17 protein-coding genes are annotated in these 22,273 nt (G+C 35.7%); 7 read left to right on the plus strand and 10 right to left on the minus strand.

Annotation, left to right across the window (positions count from 1 at the left end; genetic code table 11):
- Positions 1-229 precede the first annotated feature (229 nt).
- The 3 genes from F6K15_RS25395 to hetZ form a co-directional block, all read right to left on the minus strand.
- Positions 230-2,620: a transglutaminaseTgpA domain-containing protein gene (locus tag F6K15_RS25395; protein WP_293066032.1), complete on the minus strand. Its 2,391-nt coding sequence runs from the start codon at positions 2,618-2,620 to the stop codon at positions 230-232.
- A 374-nt stretch (positions 2,621-2,994) separates the two neighbouring features.
- Positions 2,995-4,017 (minus strand): hypothetical protein, encoded by a 1,023-nt coding sequence (locus F6K15_RS25400; RefSeq protein ID WP_293066035.1) that lies wholly within the window; start codon positions 4,015-4,017, stop codon positions 2,995-2,997.
- Positions 4,010-5,176, minus strand: coding sequence for a heterocyst differentiation protein HetZ (gene hetZ / locus F6K15_RS25405; RefSeq protein ID WP_293066116.1), 1,167 nt, complete (start codon positions 5,174-5,176; stop codon positions 4,010-4,012). The genes F6K15_RS25400 and hetZ overlap by 8 nt, the downstream gene beginning before the upstream one ends.
- Before the next feature lie 95 nt (positions 5,177-5,271).
- On the opposite strand from hetZ, the gene F6K15_RS25410 reads away from it, so the two are divergent.
- The gene (locus tag F6K15_RS25410; RefSeq protein ID WP_293066038.1) at positions 5,272-5,751 is read left to right on the plus strand and encodes a hypothetical protein; all 480 of its coding nucleotides are present in this window, start codon (positions 5,272-5,274) and stop codon (positions 5,749-5,751) included.
- A 531-nt stretch (positions 5,752-6,282) separates the two neighbouring features.
- On the opposite strand, the gene sds is transcribed toward F6K15_RS25410, so the two are convergent.
- Entirely contained in the window at positions 6,283-7,254 is a 972-nt protein-coding gene (gene sds / locus F6K15_RS25415; protein WP_293066040.1) for a solanesyl diphosphate synthase, read from the minus strand.
- Positions 7,255-8,546: 1,292 nt separating this feature from the next.
- Between sds and F6K15_RS25420 the strand changes: the two genes are divergently transcribed.
- A complete protein-coding gene (locus F6K15_RS25420) occupies positions 8,547-8,705 on the plus strand; it encodes a hypothetical protein (protein WP_293066042.1) in 159 nt (52 codons plus the stop codon).
- Positions 8,706-9,117: 412 nt separating this feature from the next.
- Here F6K15_RS25420 and murI read toward each other — a convergent pair whose 3' ends face one another.
- The 4 genes from murI to psbP all read right to left on the minus strand — a co-directional run bounded on the left by murI (position 9,118) and on the right by psbP (position 13,180).
- Positions 9,118-9,948 carry a glutamate racemase gene (gene murI / locus F6K15_RS25425; protein ID WP_293066045.1) on the minus strand — a complete coding sequence of 277 codons (831 nt, stop codon included), beginning with the start codon at positions 9,946-9,948 and terminating at the stop codon, positions 9,118-9,120.
- Between the two features lie 354 nt (positions 9,949-10,302).
- On the minus strand, positions 10,303-10,872 hold the full coding sequence (locus F6K15_RS25430) for a peroxiredoxin (protein WP_293066048.1): 570 nt from the start codon (positions 10,870-10,872) through the stop codon (positions 10,303-10,305).
- A gap of 1,017 nt (positions 10,873-11,889) precedes the next feature.
- Positions 11,890-12,504 carry a nucleoside triphosphate pyrophosphatase gene (locus F6K15_RS25435; RefSeq protein ID WP_293066051.1) on the minus strand — a complete coding sequence of 205 codons (615 nt, stop codon included), beginning with the start codon at positions 12,502-12,504 and terminating at the stop codon, positions 11,890-11,892.
- Between the two features lie 133 nt (positions 12,505-12,637).
- On the minus strand, positions 12,638-13,180 hold the full coding sequence (gene psbP, locus F6K15_RS25440) for a photosystem II reaction center PsbP (RefSeq protein ID WP_293066054.1): 543 nt from the start codon (positions 13,178-13,180) through the stop codon (positions 12,638-12,640).
- 1,339 nt (positions 13,181-14,519) lie between these two features.
- Here psbP and F6K15_RS25445 point away from each other — a divergent pair.
- The 5 genes from F6K15_RS25445 (at position 14,520) to aroF (ending at position 18,387) form a co-directional block, all read left to right on the plus strand.
- The gene (locus F6K15_RS25445; protein WP_293066057.1) at positions 14,520-14,645 is read left to right on the plus strand and encodes a hypothetical protein; all 126 of its coding nucleotides are present in this window, start codon (positions 14,520-14,522) and stop codon (positions 14,643-14,645) included.
- A gap of 357 nt (positions 14,646-15,002) precedes the next feature.
- Positions 15,003-15,638: a Holliday junction branch migration protein RuvA gene (gene ruvA, locus F6K15_RS25450; RefSeq protein WP_293066060.1), complete on the plus strand. Its 636-nt coding sequence runs from the start codon at positions 15,003-15,005 to the stop codon at positions 15,636-15,638.
- A 250-nt stretch (positions 15,639-15,888) separates the two neighbouring features.
- On the plus strand, positions 15,889-16,158 hold the full coding sequence (gene rpsO / locus F6K15_RS25455; protein WP_293066063.1) for a 30S ribosomal protein S15: 270 nt from the start codon (positions 15,889-15,891) through the stop codon (positions 16,156-16,158).
- A gap of 10 nt (positions 16,159-16,168) precedes the next feature.
- Positions 16,169-16,666, plus strand: coding sequence for a PAM68 family protein (locus tag F6K15_RS25460; RefSeq protein ID WP_293066066.1), 498 nt, complete (start codon positions 16,169-16,171; stop codon positions 16,664-16,666).
- A gap of 659 nt (positions 16,667-17,325) precedes the next feature.
- A complete protein-coding gene (gene aroF / locus F6K15_RS25465; RefSeq protein ID WP_293066069.1) occupies positions 17,326-18,387 on the plus strand; it encodes a 3-deoxy-7-phosphoheptulonate synthase in 1,062 nt (353 codons plus the stop codon).
- Positions 18,388-19,140: 753 nt separating this feature from the next.
- Here the strand turns inward: aroF and F6K15_RS25470 are convergent.
- Entirely contained in the window at positions 19,141-20,265 is a 1,125-nt protein-coding gene (locus F6K15_RS25470) for a hypothetical protein (protein WP_293066071.1), read from the minus strand.
- Positions 20,266-21,061: 796 nt separating this feature from the next.
- On the minus strand, positions 21,062-22,192 hold the full coding sequence (locus F6K15_RS25475; RefSeq protein ID WP_293066073.1) for a HetZ-related protein 2: 1,131 nt from the start codon (positions 22,190-22,192) through the stop codon (positions 21,062-21,064).
- Positions 22,193-22,273: the final 81 nt, after the last annotated feature.

Below are 22,273 nucleotides of genomic sequence, written 5' to 3' on the forward strand. Positions count from 1 at the left end.
TTCTTTCGTAGGGACGCCCTTATGCAACGTCCCTACCATTTGTAACAAACATTTATCACGCTTGGTATAAGTCTTGTCCCTAAAATAATATTAGGGAACAGCTCATCTGTAGGAAAAACATTTTCCCTTATTTGGTCGATCATCAGCATCAGCCCTAAGCAGCTCATTACTTCCTATATACATGAGCCATCTTAGTTTTTTCATATTCCATCACCCTCTTTTTATTCCTTTAATTTAACCTACGCCTAATACTTCGCTTTAAACTTCGGAGTAAATTTTTTAATCTAGTTAAATTAACTTCCTTATTACCATAACGCCATCCCACATAAGCTTGAGAAATTTCTTCAATTATTTCTACTTCATTTATTGAATTATATTCCTTTATAGCTTGAGTATATTCAAAAGGTGTCTGAAAACGATGTTTAACTAATCCCTTACTCGCCATTAAACTCAACATTTGTTGATATATACTCTCCATTGGAGATAACTTAGCTAACCATCGACCGTAACGCCATCCTCGCCAAAATATATACAATAACCATCCCAAGAAAGCCAAAGAAGTAGCTAAAATTAAACCAGTAAATATGCCTTGCCAACCTTGAGAAAAGAGAGCAAAAAACCAACTAAGAATTCCCAATACCCAACGGAATATTCCACCAATAAATCTCTCTAAAAAACCAGTTACAGGAGAAGGCAACCAACCAGCTACCCACTTCCAAAAAGTCATTAATGCACTAAAAGTTTCATTTTTTTCAATAGAAGGAGGAGTTAAAGGCATTCCCGGAATAGGATTAAAAGCAAACCATCCATACCCAGGAAAATATACCTCCGTCATCATATAAGCATCTGTATTTTTAACCACATATAAACCAGTAAAAGGATTAAATTCTCCAGGAGAATAACCCGCTACTAATCTTGCCGGAATTCCAATAGAACGTAACATTATTGTCAAAACAGTAGAGAAGTGGTCGCCATAACCGCCGATAATTTTTTCCCCTTCCGGGCTATTTTGATAACCGAACAAAAAAGCTGATACTAAATCTTCACCTTCAGCAAAAAATGGAGGTTCTTTTTGCAGTTTATAATTAGGATTTTGTTTGAGATATTGGGCTAAATAAAGTGCTTTTCCATAGGGTGATATTATGGGATTACTTGATTGAGCTACTTTATTTTTGTTCGCTAATATTTCCTCTGTTCTTTGTCTTACCTTTTCGGAAATTTCTGGAGGAATTTGTAAATAATACTTGCTGATACTTTCTGGATAATTTGTACCTGCTTTACTCAAAATATCTTGGTTTCTATAAGGAACATCAGAAATGACTGTGTACGTTAAACCTTCCCTCAGTTCAAGAGGAGAACGCAAATTACCATCAGGATCTATGGCAATTTTTTCAGTGGGAAAATATACTTCCCTTGCTTGATATAAAGCCGGAATTAAATTCGGCAACTGAGAAACAATTGTGTAGCTTTGAATTACCTCTCTAGTTTCATTTTCAAACCTATTTATTGGCAAATTAACATAAAATTGGTAAGACCAACGAGGGCGATTTAAAGTAAAAGAATTATCATTCCGAGAAATTTCCCAACCTTCACCTGTATACTTATCAAAAGCTAAAACTCGCCAAAAACCCTCCGCTTGCGACCTCACCCGCATCACAACTTGAGGAACTAATTTTCCGCGTAAATTTTGATTAATTTTAGTATTAAATCCATAATAATAAGTATTATCTAAAGTTCCAGGACCTGATTCTTGATTAGTTCCACTTTCTCCACCAGAATCATCTCCATCCCCTCTACCTTGACTAATATAACCGGGGTTCGTAATAGTCCGACCATCAAAATTTTCTACATCAAAATTAATCGGCGCACTAACAGGAAAAGTTCGTACTTGATAACCTGGTAATCTAGGTAAAAGAGCAAAAATTCCTAAACCTAATCCAATAATTACTAATAATAATATTGTTAATCGCTTGGGAGATAAAGTAGCATTTAATAAAGATATTTTCTTCTGCTTTTTCTTAACTTCTGATGTTTGACCTAAAATTCTCGACTCTAAACCTAACCTAGACCTATAATCTAAAATAAGACAAGGAATAGCGATCGCTATAAATAACAGCAACACTGGGCCATAAGTTAAAGTTTGACTGATAGTACCTGCGACTCCTAACAAAATTAGCCCGATAGTCATCGAATAACCCAAGTCTTTCCGTTTAGGCAAGTCAAAGCTATGTAAGACCTGAAGTTGAATCAAGAATTCCCCCAATACCAGTCGCGTATCACTCAACTCAGTAACTAACCTACCCAAAAAAGCAGCTAACACCAATAACATTCCGATCGCCAAACAAAATTTAGCTGGTATGTTTCTTTTGTAGCGGTTATACCAACTCCAAATTGCCCCTACAATACTTAGGGGAGCGGCCCAAAAAGTTAAAGGAAGTTCGTTTGTTGCTACCCCGGCGGCTACATCAACTGCAATAATGCCTACTATAACTAACGCCTGTACCATGACTCGCAATAGAATAGAATTTTCAGGAACAGGTTTAGGTGCTGCTTCTATTTGTCGCCACAGAGGTCCTAATATAGGAAGGTTTCGCACCTCCCAACCAGAAAAATTAGACATAATTTTTGGTAGATGCTTTTCAACAATTAATAATTAATAATTAATAATTGCCTCTTTTGTCAAAGGAGAAGATTGACGAACAGGAAAATTTTTATTTATTATCCCTTGAAAAGGGGAGGCTTTAAACCACAATTTTTCGGTCATAAAAATCGTCAAACTTTGAACGGATAGGCACGTTTGATAATTAACAATTAATAATTAATAATTAATAATTACCTCTCCTTTTAAAATAAAAGGATTGATGAACGGGAAAATTTTTCTTTATTATCCCTTTAAAAGCATAGGCACGTTATCAACTCAAAATTCAAAAGTTACATTAATCCTCTTAGTTTATCAGAAGAAATAATTCTAAATTCTCAGTTCTAAACTCTAAATTATTGAAGGCGAATAACAAATTTTAAAGATTGCTCCCAGTTGAGAAATTTAATAATTAGCTGATATGTTTGTTCTGGTTGTGGGTCAAATAACTCTACACATAGAGTACCCGCATCTAAACGTTGAGCAGTCGCTTCAACTCCTCTTCCTTGAAGTTGGAAACTTGCGGCTTCAGGTAGTTGACCTTTAACCTTTAAACACGTAGAAGAATTATCTTGAGGAATATAATATTCAGCTTCAATGCTAACCCACCCTAGAGCAGTTTCCCACTGTCTTTTTGTTAATGACTGATTCAAATGACAAGTCAAACTTAAGGATGAGATAATTTCTTGGGCAGCGAGCAAAGACAACAACATTTGCTGCTTTGGAGTTGCAGTATTATAAGAGGTAATACCATTGGACATCAATTCTCCATCGCGGGTTCCACCTACAAGCACTAAACCAGCTAGGTCATTTAAAGATTGAGATTGGTTTGGGAACAAACTATTCACTGCTCTAACCAATCTACTACCGGGCAGTAAATCAGATGGTACTTCCTGACAAGATTGCAAAAGTTGAGCAAATACATTCTCTGTTAAGGGTATATTTAACTTGCCCCACTTAATATTGTTCATCTGTGATGCCCACAAATTAATAGGGGAAAACCAGTTATTTACCTCTACGTCTGGATATTCAGCATCGTAGTTTACCAGATTATTTTCCCAAGGAAATCTTGGGGGTTTAGCTTCAATCTTGGCTTTAAGTCGTTTTTGTAATACAGTCTCGAAACGATTATACACGGTTGGTACTTCTCCGGATGTAAGTGGCTGACTTTCGTGGTCGTAGGGGTCGTCAATTTCTTCAGCACCAAGTGGGTCTAATTCTTCCCACTCTAACTGTTCCACCCTAACTTCTTTGTTTCCATACTCAATCTTGTTTTGATTTTCCCCTACGTTTGATACTTCTTTAGAATTTGGCCCTAATAACCAGTCAAAGAAATTATCCTCAAAAGTTTCCACCTGTTTATTCGTTTCGTTATTCATCAGTTGACGCACTCGCTCCGGAATTTGAATGATTTCGTAATTCCCAGGCAAGTTCCAGTAACTTATGCCACTTCTTCTTCACCTGGTTTACTTTACGACCTAAAGTCTTGGCGATCGCTTCGTCAGAAAGACCTTTATGCTTCAAATCTAGCAAACTTTTCTGTTCTGCGTCAATTTGCTTATGCAAAGCTGCCCATTCTGTGGGAGTTAAGCCTAAATTATGCTCTAAGTCTGCTTCTAACCATTGATGAACTAACTCCCACCTATGTCCCATGGCAAATTTTAGCAAATGGTACTTAAAGCGCTGCTGTAAATAATCCCTTTGTCTGGGAGTAAGACCTAAGATAGATTCTATTTCCCCAGTTGATAAGTCTTGTAAACGCAGTGCAAAGTAGTCTGCACAGTCTTGCTGCTGACGTTCCTCCAGATAGGCCATAAGTTCTTCTACAACCACCTGGCGCAGAGAAGCTATATCATCACCTGTATCCTGTTGTGCGACCATTGCTTCTCGCACTTGTTGCATAGACCCATCATTCCATGTCTTATCTGAGTCAGTAGTTGTTCCCTCCGCTGCTTGGTCAATATCTACAGATGTTTCCTTTGGTTGTTGATGGGAAAATGTTTGAGCACGCAGAATAATTAATTGTTGACTACGACCACCAGACAAAGGTATGCGTCTTTTGCCATAACGCTCTGTAAAGGCCATGTACTCTGCCAGTTCTAATAATGTATGGGGAGTGTACATTATTGGCAGCTCAGTTTCTCGTCTGAAAGCATTTAAAGCCTCCAGATAAAATTGTTGTAAAAAGTCCTCAATCAGATTTAATCTTGCCTGATAACTTGATTGTATTTGAGGAGGAGTGATATACCTATAAACAATCGCACTTAGACTGCTATGTAAATGTATTCTTCCTTCTCTAGAACCAAGCTTGTAGTAATGTAGACATTGTCTCAGACGATGTTGAGCTAGATTCTTTGCCCATTTACTTATTTCCCCAGAAGCTTGAATTCTTTTGCTTTCTATGCAAATTCTTTCTACTTCCTGTTTAATACGCTCTGCTACTGATTGGCAATTTTGCTTTGATGCACGAGTAGATTGCTGAAATTCATCTAGCAAGAGCTTTAAATTTTCTTCGCCAACTTGGCAGATTTCCCCCATCATTGTATTAATAAATTAACTACTAATAATTTCTTCGATTCATTACATATACACCCTGATTTCATACAATTTCTGAAAATACTAGATAATAAATTATGGACTTAGATAGACAAATCCAAACACTCATTAAAAATTCACCTCAAAATGGAAATACAGCAGAAATTGTTGAAGCAATTACACCTGCCTTGAAACTTTTAGCTCAACAATTACAACATTTAGAATACTATATTTTGCAAACTTTGTCACACAATTGGGTTTTGACTACCCTTGGTCATCGTAATAAATCTGAATTAGAAAAAAGTGTCATTTATGCTTTTTCTACTCAAAAAGATGCTTCATCTTCTATTGTAGAGGATAATGTAGTTGCTACACCTGTGCCAGTTGTTTATATACTTTTCCAAATGATAGCAATTGAACCTTTAGATAGCCTTGTCTTTTTTGAACAACCTGGTAATTTGACAATGGCTACAGAAGTTAAGAGAGAGGATGTCCAAAAGCTGATAAATATATATCTCCAACAGTATCAGACATCCTCTAATTCCCACTCTAGCAAAATTCCTCCAGATATTGCTTAAAATAGCAATCAGCACCTCAGCAGTCAGCCATCAGCAACTCAATTGCCGAACACTATAAGGAAAAGCTAATAGCTAATTAAAAAGCACCTCCTGAAAAAATGCTCACTAATAGATACCTAATTCTATGCACAAATTTTTAGGCTAATAGCTGATAGCTGATAGTTAGTTAAGGCATTGAAATACCCTCAAAGCTTGTCTGATATTAATTAATAGTTCAACCATCTCAAGTAAATAGAGAAAATAGAATTTAACCGAATAATTAATAATTAAATAATTCAGCTTTATCAGCCTCCCCTTCAAGGGGAAAAAAATTTATTTTTTCCTTTTAGTCAATCCTCTTCTTAAAAGGGAGAGGTAATTATCCATTATCCATTATCCATTAACGAAATAGCACAGTTAAACTCATCTGAAGACAGACTAGATTGCTATAAAAAAATTAATAGGTCTACATCAATTAATTGCCTTTATTAAGCTTTATCCTACTGCTAGTATTAATTAACTCTTCGCTAACTTATTGAAGAATACTAAAAGTTAATACAGCCGACTTAAAACATAGTCAGTAAGATTAATCAGAGCTTGACGAGAATCACAATCTGGCAAGGATTTTAAATGTTCTACACCCATTTTCGCGTATTTAGTAGCTAATTCCTGAGATTTTTCAATACCGTCACTATCTTTAATCAATTGGATGGCCTCTTCTAAATCGCCATCTTGGGCTAATTCTCTTTCGATTAGTTTTTCTAAAGTTGGCTTTTCTGCTAAAGCATATAATGTAGGTGCTGTCAAGTTGCCACTTTTCAGGTCTGAACAAGCAGGTTTTCCGAGAGATTCTGTTGCACTGGTAAAATCTAGTATGTCATCTACTATCTGAAATGCCAAGCCTACATATCGGCCATAGTAGTACATATCCTGAGCTAGTTCTGGTGAGACACAACTAAGAGTAGCCGCAGCTTTAGAGCTATTAGCAATTAGAGAAGCTGTTTTATAGTAGCTCTTTTCTAAGTAAGCATCTATGGATAAGTCAGTATCAAATTTATGTAGTCCTTGCTGAATTTCTCCTTCTGCAAGGTCCATAATTACTTCTGAAAGTAGTTTGACTACTTCTAGATTATCTAGATTGGCCAAATACCAAGATGATTGAGCAAAGAGAAAATCTCCGGCCAGTACTGCAACACGATTGGTAAATAAACTATGAACAGTGGGGACACCTCGGCGAATTTCTGATTCGTCTACTACATCGTCGTGAACTAAGCTTGCAGTGTGGATCATTTCTGTGATTTCTGCTAGACGACGATGTTTAGGACTAATTTCCTGATTTGGCATGGTAGTCCGTGAAATTAAAAAGACTATAGCTGGTCTCACTCGCTTTCCCTGTACGCGGAATAGATGTTCTGCTGCTGCGTACAGAATTGGGTGACGAGCACCTACCAATTGTTTTAAGTTATCTGTTAGCAGTTTTAGGTCTGCTTCTACTGGTGAAAATAGGAGAGTTGAAGTGGTCATGGATTAGCCAATCAAGCTACAAGTTAACAAAATTTTACATATTATATTCTTATTCTAAGCCAACCATCCTTCATATAGGTAAAGTAGATTTTTTTTATAAATTATTTTTTGTTTTTTGATAGATAAAATACATTTTTATAGTATATTGTATCTAATTGTTAAGTAACTCTCAAAATCCTATATACAAATAGTATTGACTGTGTTATTTTAATAGTAAGAACTGTAATCATTCAAGTATTCAAAGTTGTTAACTATAATAGGAGAATGCTAGGTAATTCTGTAAGGAACTAGACTTATTATAGATTCATCTCTCAATTTACCTAATTATCAAGATCGGCTAGGAATAGTAGAGAATAATTGTTCACCATTCATTATCAGGTTGACTCAATCTACTATAACTATTTAGAGTAAAAAGAGATAATAGTTACATTTTAGACATCTCCGGAAACTAAGTTTTTACCCAGGTATTTCAAGGGTTTGAGATTAATTATTGGAGAGGTCTTTTGAATTAAAAAAGTAAATAGACCAAAAATTCCTCATATAGTTATAAAGTTACCTATTGGGGAAGAGAATAGTCAACAACTTCTGAGCTGGAATACATATAATTTAGTCATCATCATATTTGATCCAAATTAACCTCAAAGTTTTTGCTATGTGGGTTATATCGATTAAGCTATCAGGCACTCTATCTAACTAATTAATGATAATGAAGATAACTTAATAGCTGCATAGTTTGTCTGAGATATATTGACCAATGACTGAAGTGCAGAAATTGAGTTAACTTAAGCTTCTAGAAATCTATGGATTATTAGTTACTAAAACATAGTCCCAGGCTAAAATTTTAGATCGATAGATGATGTAATTAAGCAATATAATTGCTAAAAATTGCCATAAATTGATAGTATTCCAGGTTACCAATCGTACTCAGTAATTATCAACAATTTCTAATCTGAATAACCTCTTCTCTAAAAATGTACCTAGGATCTAAATTTAGAGACTACCTAAGCAGAAGTTAACTTAAAAGAACAGTTCAAGTATGTGAACTGAAAAATCAAAATCTCTGCTACTTTGCATTACTCTTTAATGCTACAACCTTATGAATACAAAGAGTTTAAGACTTTGTCTATAAGTTTCTTTTGCTCTAAAAATCAATTAAAGGATAATTGTTTTTCTTAGTATTGATTTCAATTAATTACTAAGTAAAGAATACTCAATTAATCTTTAATTACTTAGCTTTTGAGCTAAGAAATACTTACATCTCAATCCTCCTCACTATACCATTTAATAAAACTATGAACTACAATCACATTCCTGTAATTATTCCCATTCTAGCAACTGGTTATGTATTTACTGTATATTTACTATTAACATTAGCCCAAAGAGGTGCAAAAATCACAAGAAATAAATCTTGGCAACAAGGCATTGCTAACTCAAGAACTAATTTGCATTAATAAAAAACAGCAGATAATACTATAGTTCTATATGAACTATAAATTATCTGCTATTAAGATTAATTTGATTACTAAATATTATAGCAGTCGAAGGAAAGTTAGGATAGATAAAAAGTTTAAAACTCAGACAACGCCTGATTTTTCCTTCTTGCTGCTTGCTTGTGCTATCAAATAACTAATAAAATATTTGACATTTGTGTAAGAGTGGTAATGCCAAATTAATATATATAAAGTTGCATAGAATAATATCTTATTTCTGTTTATCAAAATAATATGGGTCGCGCAACCCCGCCTTGACTGGCGAAATTTTTTTGGAGCGGGGCTCAAATACCCTACTTCCCCTCCTGGGAGGGGCGGGGGTGGGTTGGGTTAACTTCTGACTTCTGACTTCGTTAAATCCCCAACATAAATTCTATGCCATAGAAATAGGTTTGTCTAGAACCGTAGAGAAAGAAACTGATTGTACAATTGGTTTATAACCAAGCCATTGTAATGATAATTCAGCAAATTTTTGAGCAGAACCGCTAACTACGAATTTTGTCGGTTTTGCTTTCTCATAGTTTTGCAAATTCATAATTTCTAGCTTTTTCGCAGCTACTTTCACTAGAGATACAGCAGGGTCTACAAAATTAACATTTCTAGGTAGAAAAGAACGCAATATTGGTTCTAAATAGGGATAGTGAGTACAACCATAAACCAATGTGTCAATTTTTTGCTGTATTAATGGCATCAAATATTCTTCTGCTATCTGATATGTATAAGGGTTATGTAACTGATTTTGCTCTATTAAAGGTACGAAATAGGGACAGCCTACTTGCCACACTTTAGCAGAAGCATTTGCCTCTAGAATTGCTCTACGATAGGCATTACTAGCAGCAGTTGCAGGGGTAGCAATTACGCCTATTCTTGTTCCTAATTCTACTGCAGCATTAGCCCCTGGTACAATCAGTCCTAGGATCGGAATATCAAATTTAGACTTGATTTTTTCTAAAGCAAGAGCTGAACTGGTATTACAAGCCATCAACACCATTTTAACTCCACTTTTGACTAACCATTCTATAATTTCATCTACAAACTGTACAATTTCTTTGCTAGTTCTTGTACCATAAGGTAATCTTGCTGTATCTCCAAAGTAAAGAATAGATTCACTAGGCAACTGTCTATATAGCTCTCTCAGAACAGTTAGACCTCCTATGCCACTATCAAAAATACCTATTCTTTTTTGTCTAGTTTCAACGATCATTATTGATAGTCTAGAAATATTATTCAAATCAAATAAATATAACTATAATGTATCGGTTGAAAATCTATCTAATTTTTCCTATTTTTCCTATTTATTTTAGTTTGAATAGATCAAAATTATATAATTCTTTATCAACTGAAGTGAAGAAAATGGGAATTGTCGAATATATTTTGGTTATCATTACTGAATAAGATAGGTTAACACTATATATAGCAATGTAATGTAAAAATATCTTTGTAGCGCCAAAAATTTATTGTTTAGGTTAATTTTTAGACACTACAGTTCAAAAATCACATTTAATTGCTACATATAGTATTATTATTGTCAGTTTCAGCTTTATGTTAGAGGGGCAAACTAGCCAACAAACTCTAATCGAGCTGGTTTTTCTGCTGGTGCTTCTGTACCCTTGAGATAGGCTAATACCGTATCTGCGTCAGATGTCTCGAATGGATCGTCACCATAGTTGTCACTAAAACCTTCTTCAACAAATATCTTTTCGATTTTACAGTCATTGACAACCATTGCATAGCGCCAGGAGCGCATACCAAAACCGATATTGGACTTATCTACTAACATTCCCATTTTACGAGAGAATTCTCCATTGCCATCTGGTAATAGGAATACATTTTTGGCATTCTGCTGCTTACCCCATTGGAACATTACGAAGGCATCGTTTACTGATAGACAAATAATTTCGTCTATTCCTTGTCCTTTGAATTCATCGTATAGTTCTTCATAGCGAGGTAAGTGAGTAGATGAGCAAGTTGGTGTGAAGGCTCCAGGTAATGCAAATAATACTACACGCTTGCCACCAAAAATTTCTTGGGTAGTTTTGTCTTGCCAACGATAAGGGTTAGGTCCATCAACAGATTCATCACGGACACGAGTTTTGAATACTACATCAGGAACGCGCTCAATAACCATAACTTAACCTCAAAATGATTTAGTAACTTAGCAATTCAATCTGTATCAGCTTTTACTGCTGTAAATCAGAATAATTCTTATTTAAGAATTTGTCAACGGCATTAAAGAAAAAATTTTATTTTTGAGGTTTGCTTGTGAATTTGTTGCACAATAAGGTATAGTTAGATATTTACTATTTAGCGTTTAGGGTTGTAGGTCGTAGGTGTTAGGTGTTGGCGATTGGGTTTTATATCAATTTTATGTTCCGTAACGGTTTTAACCAGAGGTAATTAGGGTTTGCGCTCAAAAGTCTTATGGGTGAGGGTAGGAGACAACCCACCCCTCGCCCCTCCCCCTCCCAGGAGGGGAGGGGAAGACAGGAGACAGGAGAAATGGATCGGGAGCGATGAGGTAGGAGCGGGCGTTTTGTCAGAATGATTTTTCTGCCCAAATCTTGCCAAAATACTAAATTTTTGAGTGTTTTAGACTGAAACAGGCGCACTGCAATTCGACCCTAAAAAGGCACTTACCTTTATCTGTAAATGCTTTGATCTTTAATCAGCAAGCCCTAATTATCAATTATCAATTATCAATTAATGAAAGCTATCCCTGATCAGGAACTTCTGAAAACCTTGTGGGGAGCAGGGGAGAAGGGAGAAAGAGTATAGATTTTTGGCAAAAGTACTTAAGTTATCGAAAAAATGTATTTTTCAATGCACTTTTTCTCCGGAAAAAGCCTCTCAAAGGCAAACACATAACTTGTCTATAATGTCTACGTTTTTTGTTAAGAAAGATGTTTATAAAGCATAGCTATTACAGGAGGTACTGTTAGGGTAGCTCCGACCTAGGAGGCTAACTGATAATTGAATTGACCTATACAAGTTTAATTATTTCAGCTCTCTATATAATATGAGTTGTTAAATAATTTTTGGGAATTTATTGAATTTTCAATCCTTAGAGTTATAAGTAGGAAATAAGTTTGCTATTACTCTTCAATTTAGAATAATTATTAGATTTAAAAATCGGATATTTTATAATCTACCAAAAGTTACTAACTTGATATCCTAGACTATTTAGCATAACTCTTAATAATGGTAGACTTAAACCAATTACATTGGTATGACAACCTTCTATTTTTTCAATAAATAAACCACCTTTGCCTTCTATGGCAAAACAACCAGCACATTTTAAAGGTTCCCCAGTCGCAACATAAGCTTCTATTTCCTGGTCGTTAACGGGAGCAAAATTAACTTTTGTCATTCTACAAATTACGATAGTTTTATTTTTAACTAGATCGATTAAAGCATGACCAGTGTACAATTGACCAACTTGACCACGCATTTTTTGCCATCGAACGATCGCTTCTTTCGCATCAGCAGGTTTACCATAGATTTCGTCATCAATAACTAATACTGAATCACATCCTAAAATTAAATTTGATTGTGTTTCAGATAAGTTTTCTTTCGTTAAAGACTTAGCTATTGTTTCTGCTTTAGCCTGGGCTAATGTTTCTACTAATTTTCGAGGTTCTATTAATTTAACTGTTGATTCATCAAAGTTACTAGGCATAACTATAGGATGAATACCAATAGTTTGTAACAAGCGAAGTCTCGCTGATGATGATGAAGCTAATATGAAGGTTGGAGTTTTCATATTTTCAAGCAAGCAAACAAATATTCCATAAAACATTGATAATTTGTCAGGACTATAGCCTATATTTAATGATATTTTTTAAGATTGGAAAACTTAAAAATTTGCTAGTCCTGACCAATATAAAAATTTCTCACTAATATATAGAGAAAGAGTTAATAACTTGCTCAAACTTATCATGTAGTTTTTGCCAGCGTGCTTCAGTAGTTGAAATATTCATAGTCAAAAGTTTACCTCGACTAACTCCTACACTTGCTAAGTTATGACGCTTTCTCCCATCAGGTAATTTAACAGCATATTCCAGTTGATAATATGTTTTAGCTTTATATTCTCGTGCTTCTGCACTTACTAATTCTGCTTCCCGACCAGAGTCTACTGGTGCAATGGCATTTTTGCTCAGTTTATATCCTACTTCAGTAGGAGTACCCAAGTCAGCCAGAGTTTTATCTCCGACTACGGGACTAATAACGACACTAACATTCTCAGTGGCCTCAACTAGGTCATGGAAGACTACATCCGGGCCATCAGATACTTTAACTTCGAGCCAACCGTTAGGATAAAGGAATTCATAACCATCAGTTGTATCCACAAAGCTTTGTAGTCCACCGCCAATAGAAACACAACCTGTTAATACTAGAGCGATCGCTACTAAACATAAACCCACTATTTTCTTTAACATTTTCTTTAATCTAGACTCTAAATAACTGGAGTTGGATTGAATTAAACTGTTCAGTCCCAACACTCAAGTAAATGTATTGTCTCATTAAATCTTGATTAATTTAACAAATTTGTGAATTTAATCAACTTCAAGAATTAATTTTTGCCAATCAGGAGCCAAAATAATTTACAGTTAAGGTATTTGTTTTGCACTGAGTAATATTTAGATATTGAGATTGAGTTTAGTGTGATGTTTTGAGCGATAAATAATTCTGAGTTATGAGTTTAATTCTGAACGACTGGCGAATTTAGCTGGCAATTATGGTAGAAGAATAATTGATTTTAATACTTAGCGAAATATGATGATTTAGTTGTCTTTAATTGATTGAGGTTCTGAATATCTCACAATCTAATTCTTGATTCTGAATACTGAAATATTTATGCCATTAATTACTTTCTCTATTCGCCAAACTTTGACTCATAAATCTGCGGTCAATATCCTGCAAAATACCAACATTCATTAATGGATAATTGATAATGGATAATTGATAATTACCTCTCCCTAAAAGGGAGAGGATTGACAAATAAGGAAAAAAATTATTCTCTTGGTCGATTGGATATGCTGCATGCAGGTTTCAGAGCCATCCCACCCTACGGGAAAGCTGCGCTTTTTCCTACGGAATGCTACGCAAACATGTCGCGTAGCGTTAATGGAGTTGTGCGCCAGCAAAACGACCGCTTTTTTCCCCTTGAAAGGGGAGGCTTTTAACCAGGATTGTTTAATTATTTAATTATTTAATTATTTAATTATTTAATTATTAATTATTCGGTAATTCCCCCACTTATTGCCATTAATAACCCCAAAAAAATCACCACAATTTGTGTTTTATATAATACCCATCCTCCTAGTAGCAGTCCGATTAAAAATCCAATCGCCCAACACTGAACATTAATTGCTAAATAAATACCATTTCAACAATGAATAATGAATAATGAATAATGAATAATTACCTCTCCTTGAAAGAAGAGGATTGACAAAGAGATGAAAATTTTTCTTTATTATCCCCTTAAAAGGGGAGGCTTTCAACCACAATTTTTCGGTAAAGATTCTGGTGCTAAATCCGCTACTAAAGCTGAGGCAGAAGGAGTATAAGAAATAATTACCGAATAATTAATAATTAATAATTAATAATTAAATAATTCGCGCCTTGAAGCCTCCCCTTTTAAGGGGAAAAAAACGGTCGAGGGATGGCGAGGAAACCTGCGCCATATCCAATCGACCAAGAAAAGAAAATATTCCTTATATTCAATTCCGTAGCGGTTTTAACCATAGGTAATTATCAATTATCCATTATCAATTAATGAAAATAGCAAATCAACTTAAAGCTAAAGTCGTCCATAAAATATTACCTATTTCTACTATCCCAGTAATACCGATTACGAGAAATCCTCATCCCCATAATATTGCTGAAATTATTAATGGTTGAGCATGGCTGAAATTTCGTAATTTTTTCGCAACTGATAATTGGAATATAACAGTCAAAGCAGTATTTCCTGTAAATATAGCACTGATAATTAGTGATGAAAAATTTCCGAAAACAAAGTTGTTTAAATATCAAGGTATTGTGCTGTGAATTTGAGAAATGTAGAAAGTAAAAAAAATATTCACTAGCACAAAAATAATTAGAGTTATAATGATCGGATACATTTTAATCTCAATCTTTGTTCTGTGTTACCAAAAGCTCTAAAAATTAATATCTGATCGAGTCGCAAATTTTTGTAAGTTCAATGATGGTTCAGTAGTTGTTAATATGTAATTTTGCAATGATTTTAAATTAATTTGAATGATTAATTATCTGAAAGGGAAAGTGGCTGATGTTCAAAAAGGCAGTGGTATTCGTGTAACTCTAATTTTAGAAGTTAATCAAGTAGGTTATGAGCTACAAATTCTGCCAAGGTTAACTCAGAATTTACAGCAAGGGGAAGAGGTACAAGTTTTTACTCACCAACAAATACGGGAAGACCAAATGTTATTATATGGTTTTGGTACTTCTTCAGAAAGAGATTTATTTCGCCAGTTAGTAAGTGTTAGTGGTATTGGCACACAATTGGCGATCGCTTTGTTAAATACTTTAGAATTACCAGATTTAGTCCAAGCTATTGTTGGGGGAAATACTCGTGTCTTAGCCAAAACTCCAGGAGTAGGCCCGAAAACTGCAGAACGCATTGCTTTAGAATTAAAAAATAAATTGGCCGAGTGGCGACATGATGCTGGCTTAACTACATCAGTACCTGTGGGAGTTTTGCCCGCTATTCAAGAGGAAGTAGAAATGACTTTGTTAGCTTTGGGATATACAGGTCCAGAGGTAATACAGGCATTGCAAGCTGTTAGTCAAAATGCTAAAATGTCCAAAAATATAAATGCAGAAGATTGGATTAGGGAAGCTATTAGTTGGTTGAGTCGTCCTACTCAACTTTGAAAAAGGCACAGAGAGGAAAATACTATAGCGCTACGCGCAACTCAGAACTCAGAACTCAGAAGTCATCCCTGAGCAATTTTGAGCATTTATAAATTCCCGCGCCCTATTTGCGTAGTGCAATAGCAAGAGATTCAGACTCACTGCTCACTGCTGATTGAAATCTTATATTCTTTTATTGTCTGGGACAAGTATTTGATGATATAGTTAGTGATTGTAGTAATTTTGAGAAAGATTAGTAGAAGTTAAATATATGGCTCTCAAGCAACAACGTAAACAAGAAATTATTGGTGAATACCAAACCCATGAAACGGATACAGGTTCAGCAGATGTCCAAGTAGCAATGCTGACCGAAAAAATTAGCAAATTAAGTGCTCATTTAAAAAATAATAAGCAAGATTATTCATCCCAAAGAGGTCTATTAAAAATGATTGGTAAACGTAAGCGCTTACTATCATATATCCAGAAACAAAGCCAAGAACGTTATAAAGGATTAATTACTCGCCTTGGTATTAGAGGTTAGAAACTTACTTATGTCCTCAGAATCATCACGTCAACCTTTACCTTTTGAGCCTGCTAAAAATCGTAAAAAGCAAGGTAAGAAATCATCTCCCTCACCCAAAACAAAAACAGTAGAGGAGCAAAAGTCTTCTAATGTAAATCAGCCGAAAAACATTAGTAATCAAAAACAACGCCAACAACTCAAAGGAGAAAATTCTATCCCTGAAGTAGTTAGTCAGAGAATGATAAGTCGTATGGTGTTATTCTCTGGTACACCTCTAATCTTGTCTTTATTAACCTTTGTTATTAGCTACTTTATCATTACAAATGATATTTTGATACTACCAAACCAAGCAGTTTTGCTAGTTAGTATGAGCTTTTTTGGTTTAAGTGTTATTGGTTTGAGCTATGGTCTTTTTTCCGCTTCTTGGGATGAAGATAGAAAAGGTAGTTTGTTGGGTTGGCAAGAACTAAAAATTAACTTTCAACGAATGAAAGAAGCCAGGAAAGAAGCCAAATCAAAAAGCTAATTTCCATCTATGATTAATAGTTATAGAGATGAGAAAACCTTGTCTCTAGTACTGTCTTATATTCCCAAACAATTTAATGTGAAAAAATCACATCCACAGAGCAAACTAGAGATTGTATTGGATTTATTAAGAAACGAGTAAAAGTTAAGTTTTATACAGAATAAGGTTGAAAGCTCCTCGTCTTTAGGCAGGGGATGAAAATAACGGTTCAGGATCAATCCGGCTGAAGTGATAGAATTAAACTTTGAGTAAGGCGTTTATCTGCACCTGGAACTGTCCTAGTACGGAGAAATCCTGGCAAATAAGAAACAAACAACGGTTGATACATTTAACGGCAGTATGACTATATAACTGCAAGCAATGGCAGGACAGGGAGTGTACACTTTTGACGTATTGATAGAACCTCCCGGAAGCTAAGAAAAAGTAAGCACAATCTGTATAACTTAATGTTAATACAAGTGAGTGTCTAGGGGCGTTTTGACTCGTCCCACCCGGATAAATCTCTAGATGACACTAAGAAAGAGCGAGCAATGAGTATTTATCCCCTTGCGTAGCATCCTCTTAGAATACCTGTATCTTTAAAAGATCAGGAAGAAGTCAAAAGTTATTGTCAATATAACCGTAGTTGAACTTACACCTAATTAACTGCAAAAGAAAAAATGATTATAGTAACAAAAATTGGTTCTCCAGAAGCTGAGATAGACCGTCTTTGCAATGACCTTCAAACCAATTGGGGTCTAACACCAGAAAAAATTGTTGGGCGCTATAAAGTTGTCATAGGTTTAGTAGGAGATACTGCAGACCTAGATCCATTACAACTACAAGAACTAAGTCCTTGGATCGAACAGGTAATGAGGGTTGAACGTCCTTATAAGCGAGCCAGTTTAGAATATCGCCATGGAGAAGCAAGTGATGTAGTAGTATCTACTCCTGATGGACCTGTAACTTTCGGTCTTCATCACCCCTTAGTTGTAGTTGCCGGCCCTTGCTCGGTAGAAAATGAGGAGATGATTATAGAAACAGCTCAACGGGTAAAAGCTGCTGGTGCTAGGTTTTTGCGCGGAGGAGCTTATAAACCTCGTACCTCTCCTTACTCTTTTCAGGGACATGGTGAAAGTGCTTTAGGTCTACTAGCTGCAGCTAAAGAAAAAACAGGTCTGGGTATTATCACAGAAGTAATGGATGCTGCTGACTTACCAAAATTGATTGAAGTTGCTGATGTGCTACAAGTGGGTGCCCGTAATATGCAAAACTTCTCTCTATTAAAAAAGGTAGGTGCCCAAGACAAACCTGTACTTTTGAAGCGGGGAATGGCTGCAACTATTGAAGACTGGTTAATGGCTGCAGAGTATATTTTAGCAGCTGGAAATCCAAATGTAATTCTCTGTGAGCGGGGTATTCGTACATTTGACCGTCAGTATGCTCGTAATACTTTGGACCTCTCAGCAATACCAGTGTTGCGATCGCTGACTCATTTACCAGTTATGATTGACCCTAGTCATGGTACTGGTCGGGCTGAATATGTACCGGCAATGGCAATGGCTGCTATTGCAGCAGGGACAGATTCTCTGATGATTGAAGTCCATCCAGACCCAGCAAAAGCTCTATCTGATGGCCCTCAATCTCTGACACCTGAAAAATTCGATCGGTTAATGCAGGAAATGTCAATAATTGGCAAAACAGTGAATCGGTGGCCACAAGCAGAGCCTGTTCTAGTATAGAAGAAGGAGTCAGGAGTCAGGAGTCAGGAGTCAGGAGTCATAATTTAGGAAAAAATCATAGCTGCCGTGATTGAGTAAACAATCAAGCAAGTATTTATGCTTAATTGCTTACTCGGGATTTGATGAACGAAGAAAGTAATTGAGATGGTTGGCATACTCATTAATTGATAATTGATAATGGATAATTGATAATTACCTCTGGTTAAAACTGTTACGGAATTGAATATCAGGAAATATTATTTCTTATCTTAGTCTCATGGATATGGCGCAGGTTTCCTCGCCATCCCACCCAACTGGGAAGCTGCGAAGATCGACCGCTGTCTTGGTTGATTGGATATGGCGAGGGGACCTCGCCATCCCTCAACCGCTTTTTTCCCCTTAAAAGGGGAGGTTTCAAGGCCCGAATTATTTAATTATTAATTATTAATTAGGGCTTGGTGATTAAATCTAAAAGCATTGATAGATAAAGTTTTTAGCTGTTTTAGGTTGAAAAAAATGCCTAGTTTTCAGCTCTTCATGCTCATGCATGGAGTGTATTTTAGGCTGATAGTTGGGCAGAAAAATTATTCTTACAATTCTTACTTCTACCTCCTCTTAATTCCCCGTTCCTCCTGTCTCCTGTCTCCTGTCTCCTGTCTCCTGTCTCCTGTCTACTCCATTATACTGACTGCTGTTTGCGCAGCATTCCGTAAGAAATGCTTAAAACAAAATTCCCCCTACTTTCTACTCCCTACTCCCTACTCCCTGTCATATTTATAAATTTTGATTATTTTGTTGAGAAATAATACATTCAACCTGATGCTCAACATTATCCAGTAACTTCTGCAAAGTTAACAAGCTATCTAGTTGAAATGGAGCTAGGTGTTGACGAGAATAAATTTGATTGATTTTAATCTGTAATTGTTTGCCTAATTTCAAGGTATCTTGACTCAATAAGGATAGCTTTTGCTGTTGATAAAATTTTAAAGCAGCTCCTCTTAATACCTGTAGTGTTGCTTCTTCCCCATAAACTCCTGGCATAACCCTCAAACGTAATAGTAAATGATTATTTTGATAAATTCTTTCAATCTCTACTTGCCGAGGTTTTTTAACGGGAATTGAACTCATTTTTGTCAGAATTTTAAGTTCTTTAATAACACCTTCAATTTTTTCTCGTTCTAGGTTTTCAACTACAGATTTTAGAACTCCATCTTGACTCCAAAGAATTTTTCCTTGTGACTCTTGTTGCTCAAAATAAAGTCTACCAATTCCTGATTCTAAAACTCTTACCATTAGTTCTCTCAATAACTGTTGAGGCTCTAAAATAGCCATAGATTCTAAAGAGATATATTGTTGAGAGTTAGGCAGAAATAATTCTAAAACATCACATAAATGATTTTGTGGATTTTGTGATAAATCTTGAATTTGAGGTTGAAGTTTTTGTTGTTGTGAATCTTGAGATTTTTTAATTAAATATTCTTGACTTGTGAACTTGTTATGCTCAGAAAATTGCTGATTTTTTCCTTTTTCAGTAGATTGATGATTCTCAATTTGTTTCTGATTATTATTAGCCAGTTTATGTTGAGAAGAACTAGAAGTGACAGATTTTTGATGACCAATATAGTTTAAATAAGATGATAACATTGACCTCTGAGTTTCAGAGGAAATTTCTTCCATTACTAGCGAACAATTTAAGTAAGATAATAATCGGCGAGCATAATTTGTAGCAGAAGAATCTTTGATGTCAACCACACCAAGTCTGACTCGACTACCTTCTACAGATAGAGGTAAAATTTGATAGTGTAGACAGGCTTCAAATGGTAATATATTATCAATTAGAGCAAATACCTGGGGATTATCCATTTGCTTTTCCCCATTATTTTTGTTGTATGCGGGCATTATTGAGTTGTTGGTTTGAAACTAATAGAAATCATCTATTTAATGATCGGGGTTAAAATAGGCAACAACCGTCTTCACTAGAGTTATTGAAGCTGATTCAACAATTAATAATTAATAATTAATAATTACCTCTCCTTGAAAGGAAGAGGATTTACTAATTATGAAAATTTTTTCTCTCTTGGTCGATTGGATATGGCGAGGAGACCTTGCCATCCCACCCTACGGGAAAGCTGCGCTTTTTCCTACGGAATGCTCCGCAAACATGTCGCGTAGCGTTAACGGAGTTGTGCGCCAGCAAAACGACCGCTTGTTTCTCCTTTAAAGGAAAGGCTTTAAACCTTAATTCTTCGGTAAAAAAATGGTAATAATCAAGCAGCTACTATATATATATTGGTGTACTTTTACCATCTGCAAAAAAATTCTCAACAAATCACACTAAATACGCCAATTACATTAGTCCAAGTCTCTCCAGACTCAAATACTTGATACCCCACTTATCAACACTATATTATCCTAAAAATTACTGAAAAGCGACGTTGAAGACCCCCATGTTTGAACCGAGGGATGAAAACAAGGGAGTCGAAGAAGGAGTCAGGAGTCAGGAGTCAGGAGTCAGGAGACAGGAGACAGAATTTTAGAAGAAAATCATAGCTGCTGTGATTTAGTAATCATGTATAGCAAGTATTTATGCGTAAATTTTTTACTCGGAATTTGATCGACGAAAAAAGTAATTGGGGTTTGCGCCCTAGTTATTTCTGACATCCTGCATTAGCTACAATCTTAGTATTAATGGAAGCTAAGAACTATTTCGCAAGGACTGAGCAGATAAGTATAATTTAGTCCATTCGCTAATAACTTGGTTACTTCTCAAGTTTAATTGTTTAGCAATTTCCTCTACACTCGCACCTGATTTTAAGCTGTCGATTAAATGACGTTGTTGGGGATTAAGATTTTTCCAATATTCTTGCCATTGATTAGAAGTCAAACCTAAGCCATGCTCATTCAGAGAAATTTCTAACCAACTAGCTACTAATTCTGGTTGTTGTTTAACTGCAAAAACACGAATTGCATGATAACTGACCTTTTCTCGTAACCTATACACTTGCTTGATAGGCATATCTAAAGCTTGAGCAATTTCCTCTTGAGTATTGCCTCGAAGATAAAGCTTCAACCATTCTGCTGCCTTGGAATCAACTTTTTCCGCCAAATATTTCTCAAATTCTTCCTGGACTTTAGAGCGGAGCAAATGTTGTTGCTCCATTTCTTCAGTATCTTGATACCCTGAAGTCACTACAGCATCCAACAAACTCACTTGATCTTCGGTATCACCAGGACTAATATCTTCTGAGATTAATTTAACCCATTCTTTTACAGGTACTTGAGTTAGGCCACCTCTTTGAGTTCTACGTAGATAATTAACAAATCTATATACCAGTAAAGGCTGATTACGAATCGGTCTAATACAATATTCTTCTACACTAGCCAATAACAGAGAGTTGCGAAGATTGGGATTTTTTGTACATTCACTGATTTTGGCCATTTGCTGCTGTAGGTAGCGATCGCTATTGAGCATCTCTTGGATCACTTCCTGTAGGACATCTATTACACTTCGTTGGCGATCGCGACTGGTATTTACCCATGCTCGTATTTTCTGTCGCAGCATTACTAGGCCACTCAAGCGTTGCAGTAAGTTTCGATAAGCTCGCTCTGGCGGAATGTCCAAATATCTTTGTTTTAGAATTCGATAAAGAAACTCTCTGCCTTTAGATGCCATTGCCCTTTGAGTAGGGGTCAGCTCGTCTAAGCGACTAGGATTATTCCCCAATAGCCAGCAAATAATACTGTTGTGGACATCTGAGCTATGGTTTGGGTAGTCTTCCTGAAGTTTGGTTTTCCACTCTTGTTCCAGTGCTTGGGCCAAAGTCATTTCAGTTATCAGTTATCAGTTATCAGTTATCAGTAGCTTTGCCTGTTTGCGCAGCATTCCGTAGGAAAGCATCAGGATTGA

Origin of the sequence: Okeania sp. SIO2B3, from assembly GCF_010672525.1 — a bacterium.
Lineage (GTDB): Bacteria > Cyanobacteriota > Cyanobacteriia > Cyanobacteriales > Microcoleaceae > Okeania.

Bases quoted from the DNA above. Each gene is read 5' to 3' on its own strand.
- ruvA (WP_293066060.1), top strand. From the start codon at position 15,003: ATGATTAATTATCTGAAAGGGAAAGTGGCTGATGTTCAAAAAGGCAGT.
- F6K15_RS25445 (WP_293066057.1), top strand. From the start codon at position 14,520: ATGAAAATAGCAAATCAACTTAAAGCTAAAGTCGTCCATAAAATATTA.
- murI (WP_293066045.1), bottom strand. From the start codon at position 9,948: ATGATCGTTGAAACTAGACAAAAAAGAATAGGTATTTTTGATAGTGGC.
- F6K15_RS25430 (WP_293066048.1), bottom strand. From the start codon at position 10,872: ATGGTTATTGAGCGCGTTCCTGATGTAGTATTCAAAACTCGTGTCCGT.
- psbP (WP_293066054.1), bottom strand. From the start codon at position 13,180: ATGTTAAAGAAAATAGTGGGTTTATGTTTAGTAGCGATCGCTCTAGTA.
- F6K15_RS25420 (WP_293066042.1), top strand. From the start codon at position 8,547: ATGAACTACAATCACATTCCTGTAATTATTCCCATTCTAGCAACTGGT.
- hetZ (WP_293066116.1), bottom strand. From the start codon at position 5,176: ATGGGGGAAATCTGCCAAGTTGGCGAAGAAAATTTAAAGCTCTTGCTA.
- sds (WP_293066040.1), bottom strand. From the start codon at position 7,254: ATGACCACTTCAACTCTCCTATTTTCACCAGTAGAAGCAGACCTAAAA.
- rpsO (WP_293066063.1), top strand. From the start codon at position 15,889: ATGGCTCTCAAGCAACAACGTAAACAAGAAATTATTGGTGAATACCAA.
- F6K15_RS25475 (WP_293066073.1), bottom strand. From the start codon at position 22,192: ATGACTTTGGCCCAAGCACTGGAACAAGAGTGGAAAACCAAACTTCAG.
- F6K15_RS25470 (WP_293066071.1), bottom strand. From the start codon at position 20,265: ATGCCCGCATACAACAAAAATAATGGGGAAAAGCAAATGGATAATCCC.
- F6K15_RS25395 (WP_293066032.1), bottom strand. From the start codon at position 2,620: ATGTCTAATTTTTCTGGTTGGGAGGTGCGAAACCTTCCTATATTAGGA.
- F6K15_RS25400 (WP_293066035.1), bottom strand. From the start codon at position 4,017: ATGAATAACGAAACGAATAAACAGGTGGAAACTTTTGAGGATAATTTC.
- F6K15_RS25435 (WP_293066051.1), bottom strand. From the start codon at position 12,504: ATGAAAACTCCAACCTTCATATTAGCTTCATCATCATCAGCGAGACTT.
- F6K15_RS25460 (WP_293066066.1), top strand. From the start codon at position 16,169: ATGTCCTCAGAATCATCACGTCAACCTTTACCTTTTGAGCCTGCTAAA.
- aroF (WP_293066069.1), top strand. From the start codon at position 17,326: ATGATTATAGTAACAAAAATTGGTTCTCCAGAAGCTGAGATAGACCGT.
- F6K15_RS25410 (WP_293066038.1), top strand. From the start codon at position 5,272: ATGGACTTAGATAGACAAATCCAAACACTCATTAAAAATTCACCTCAA.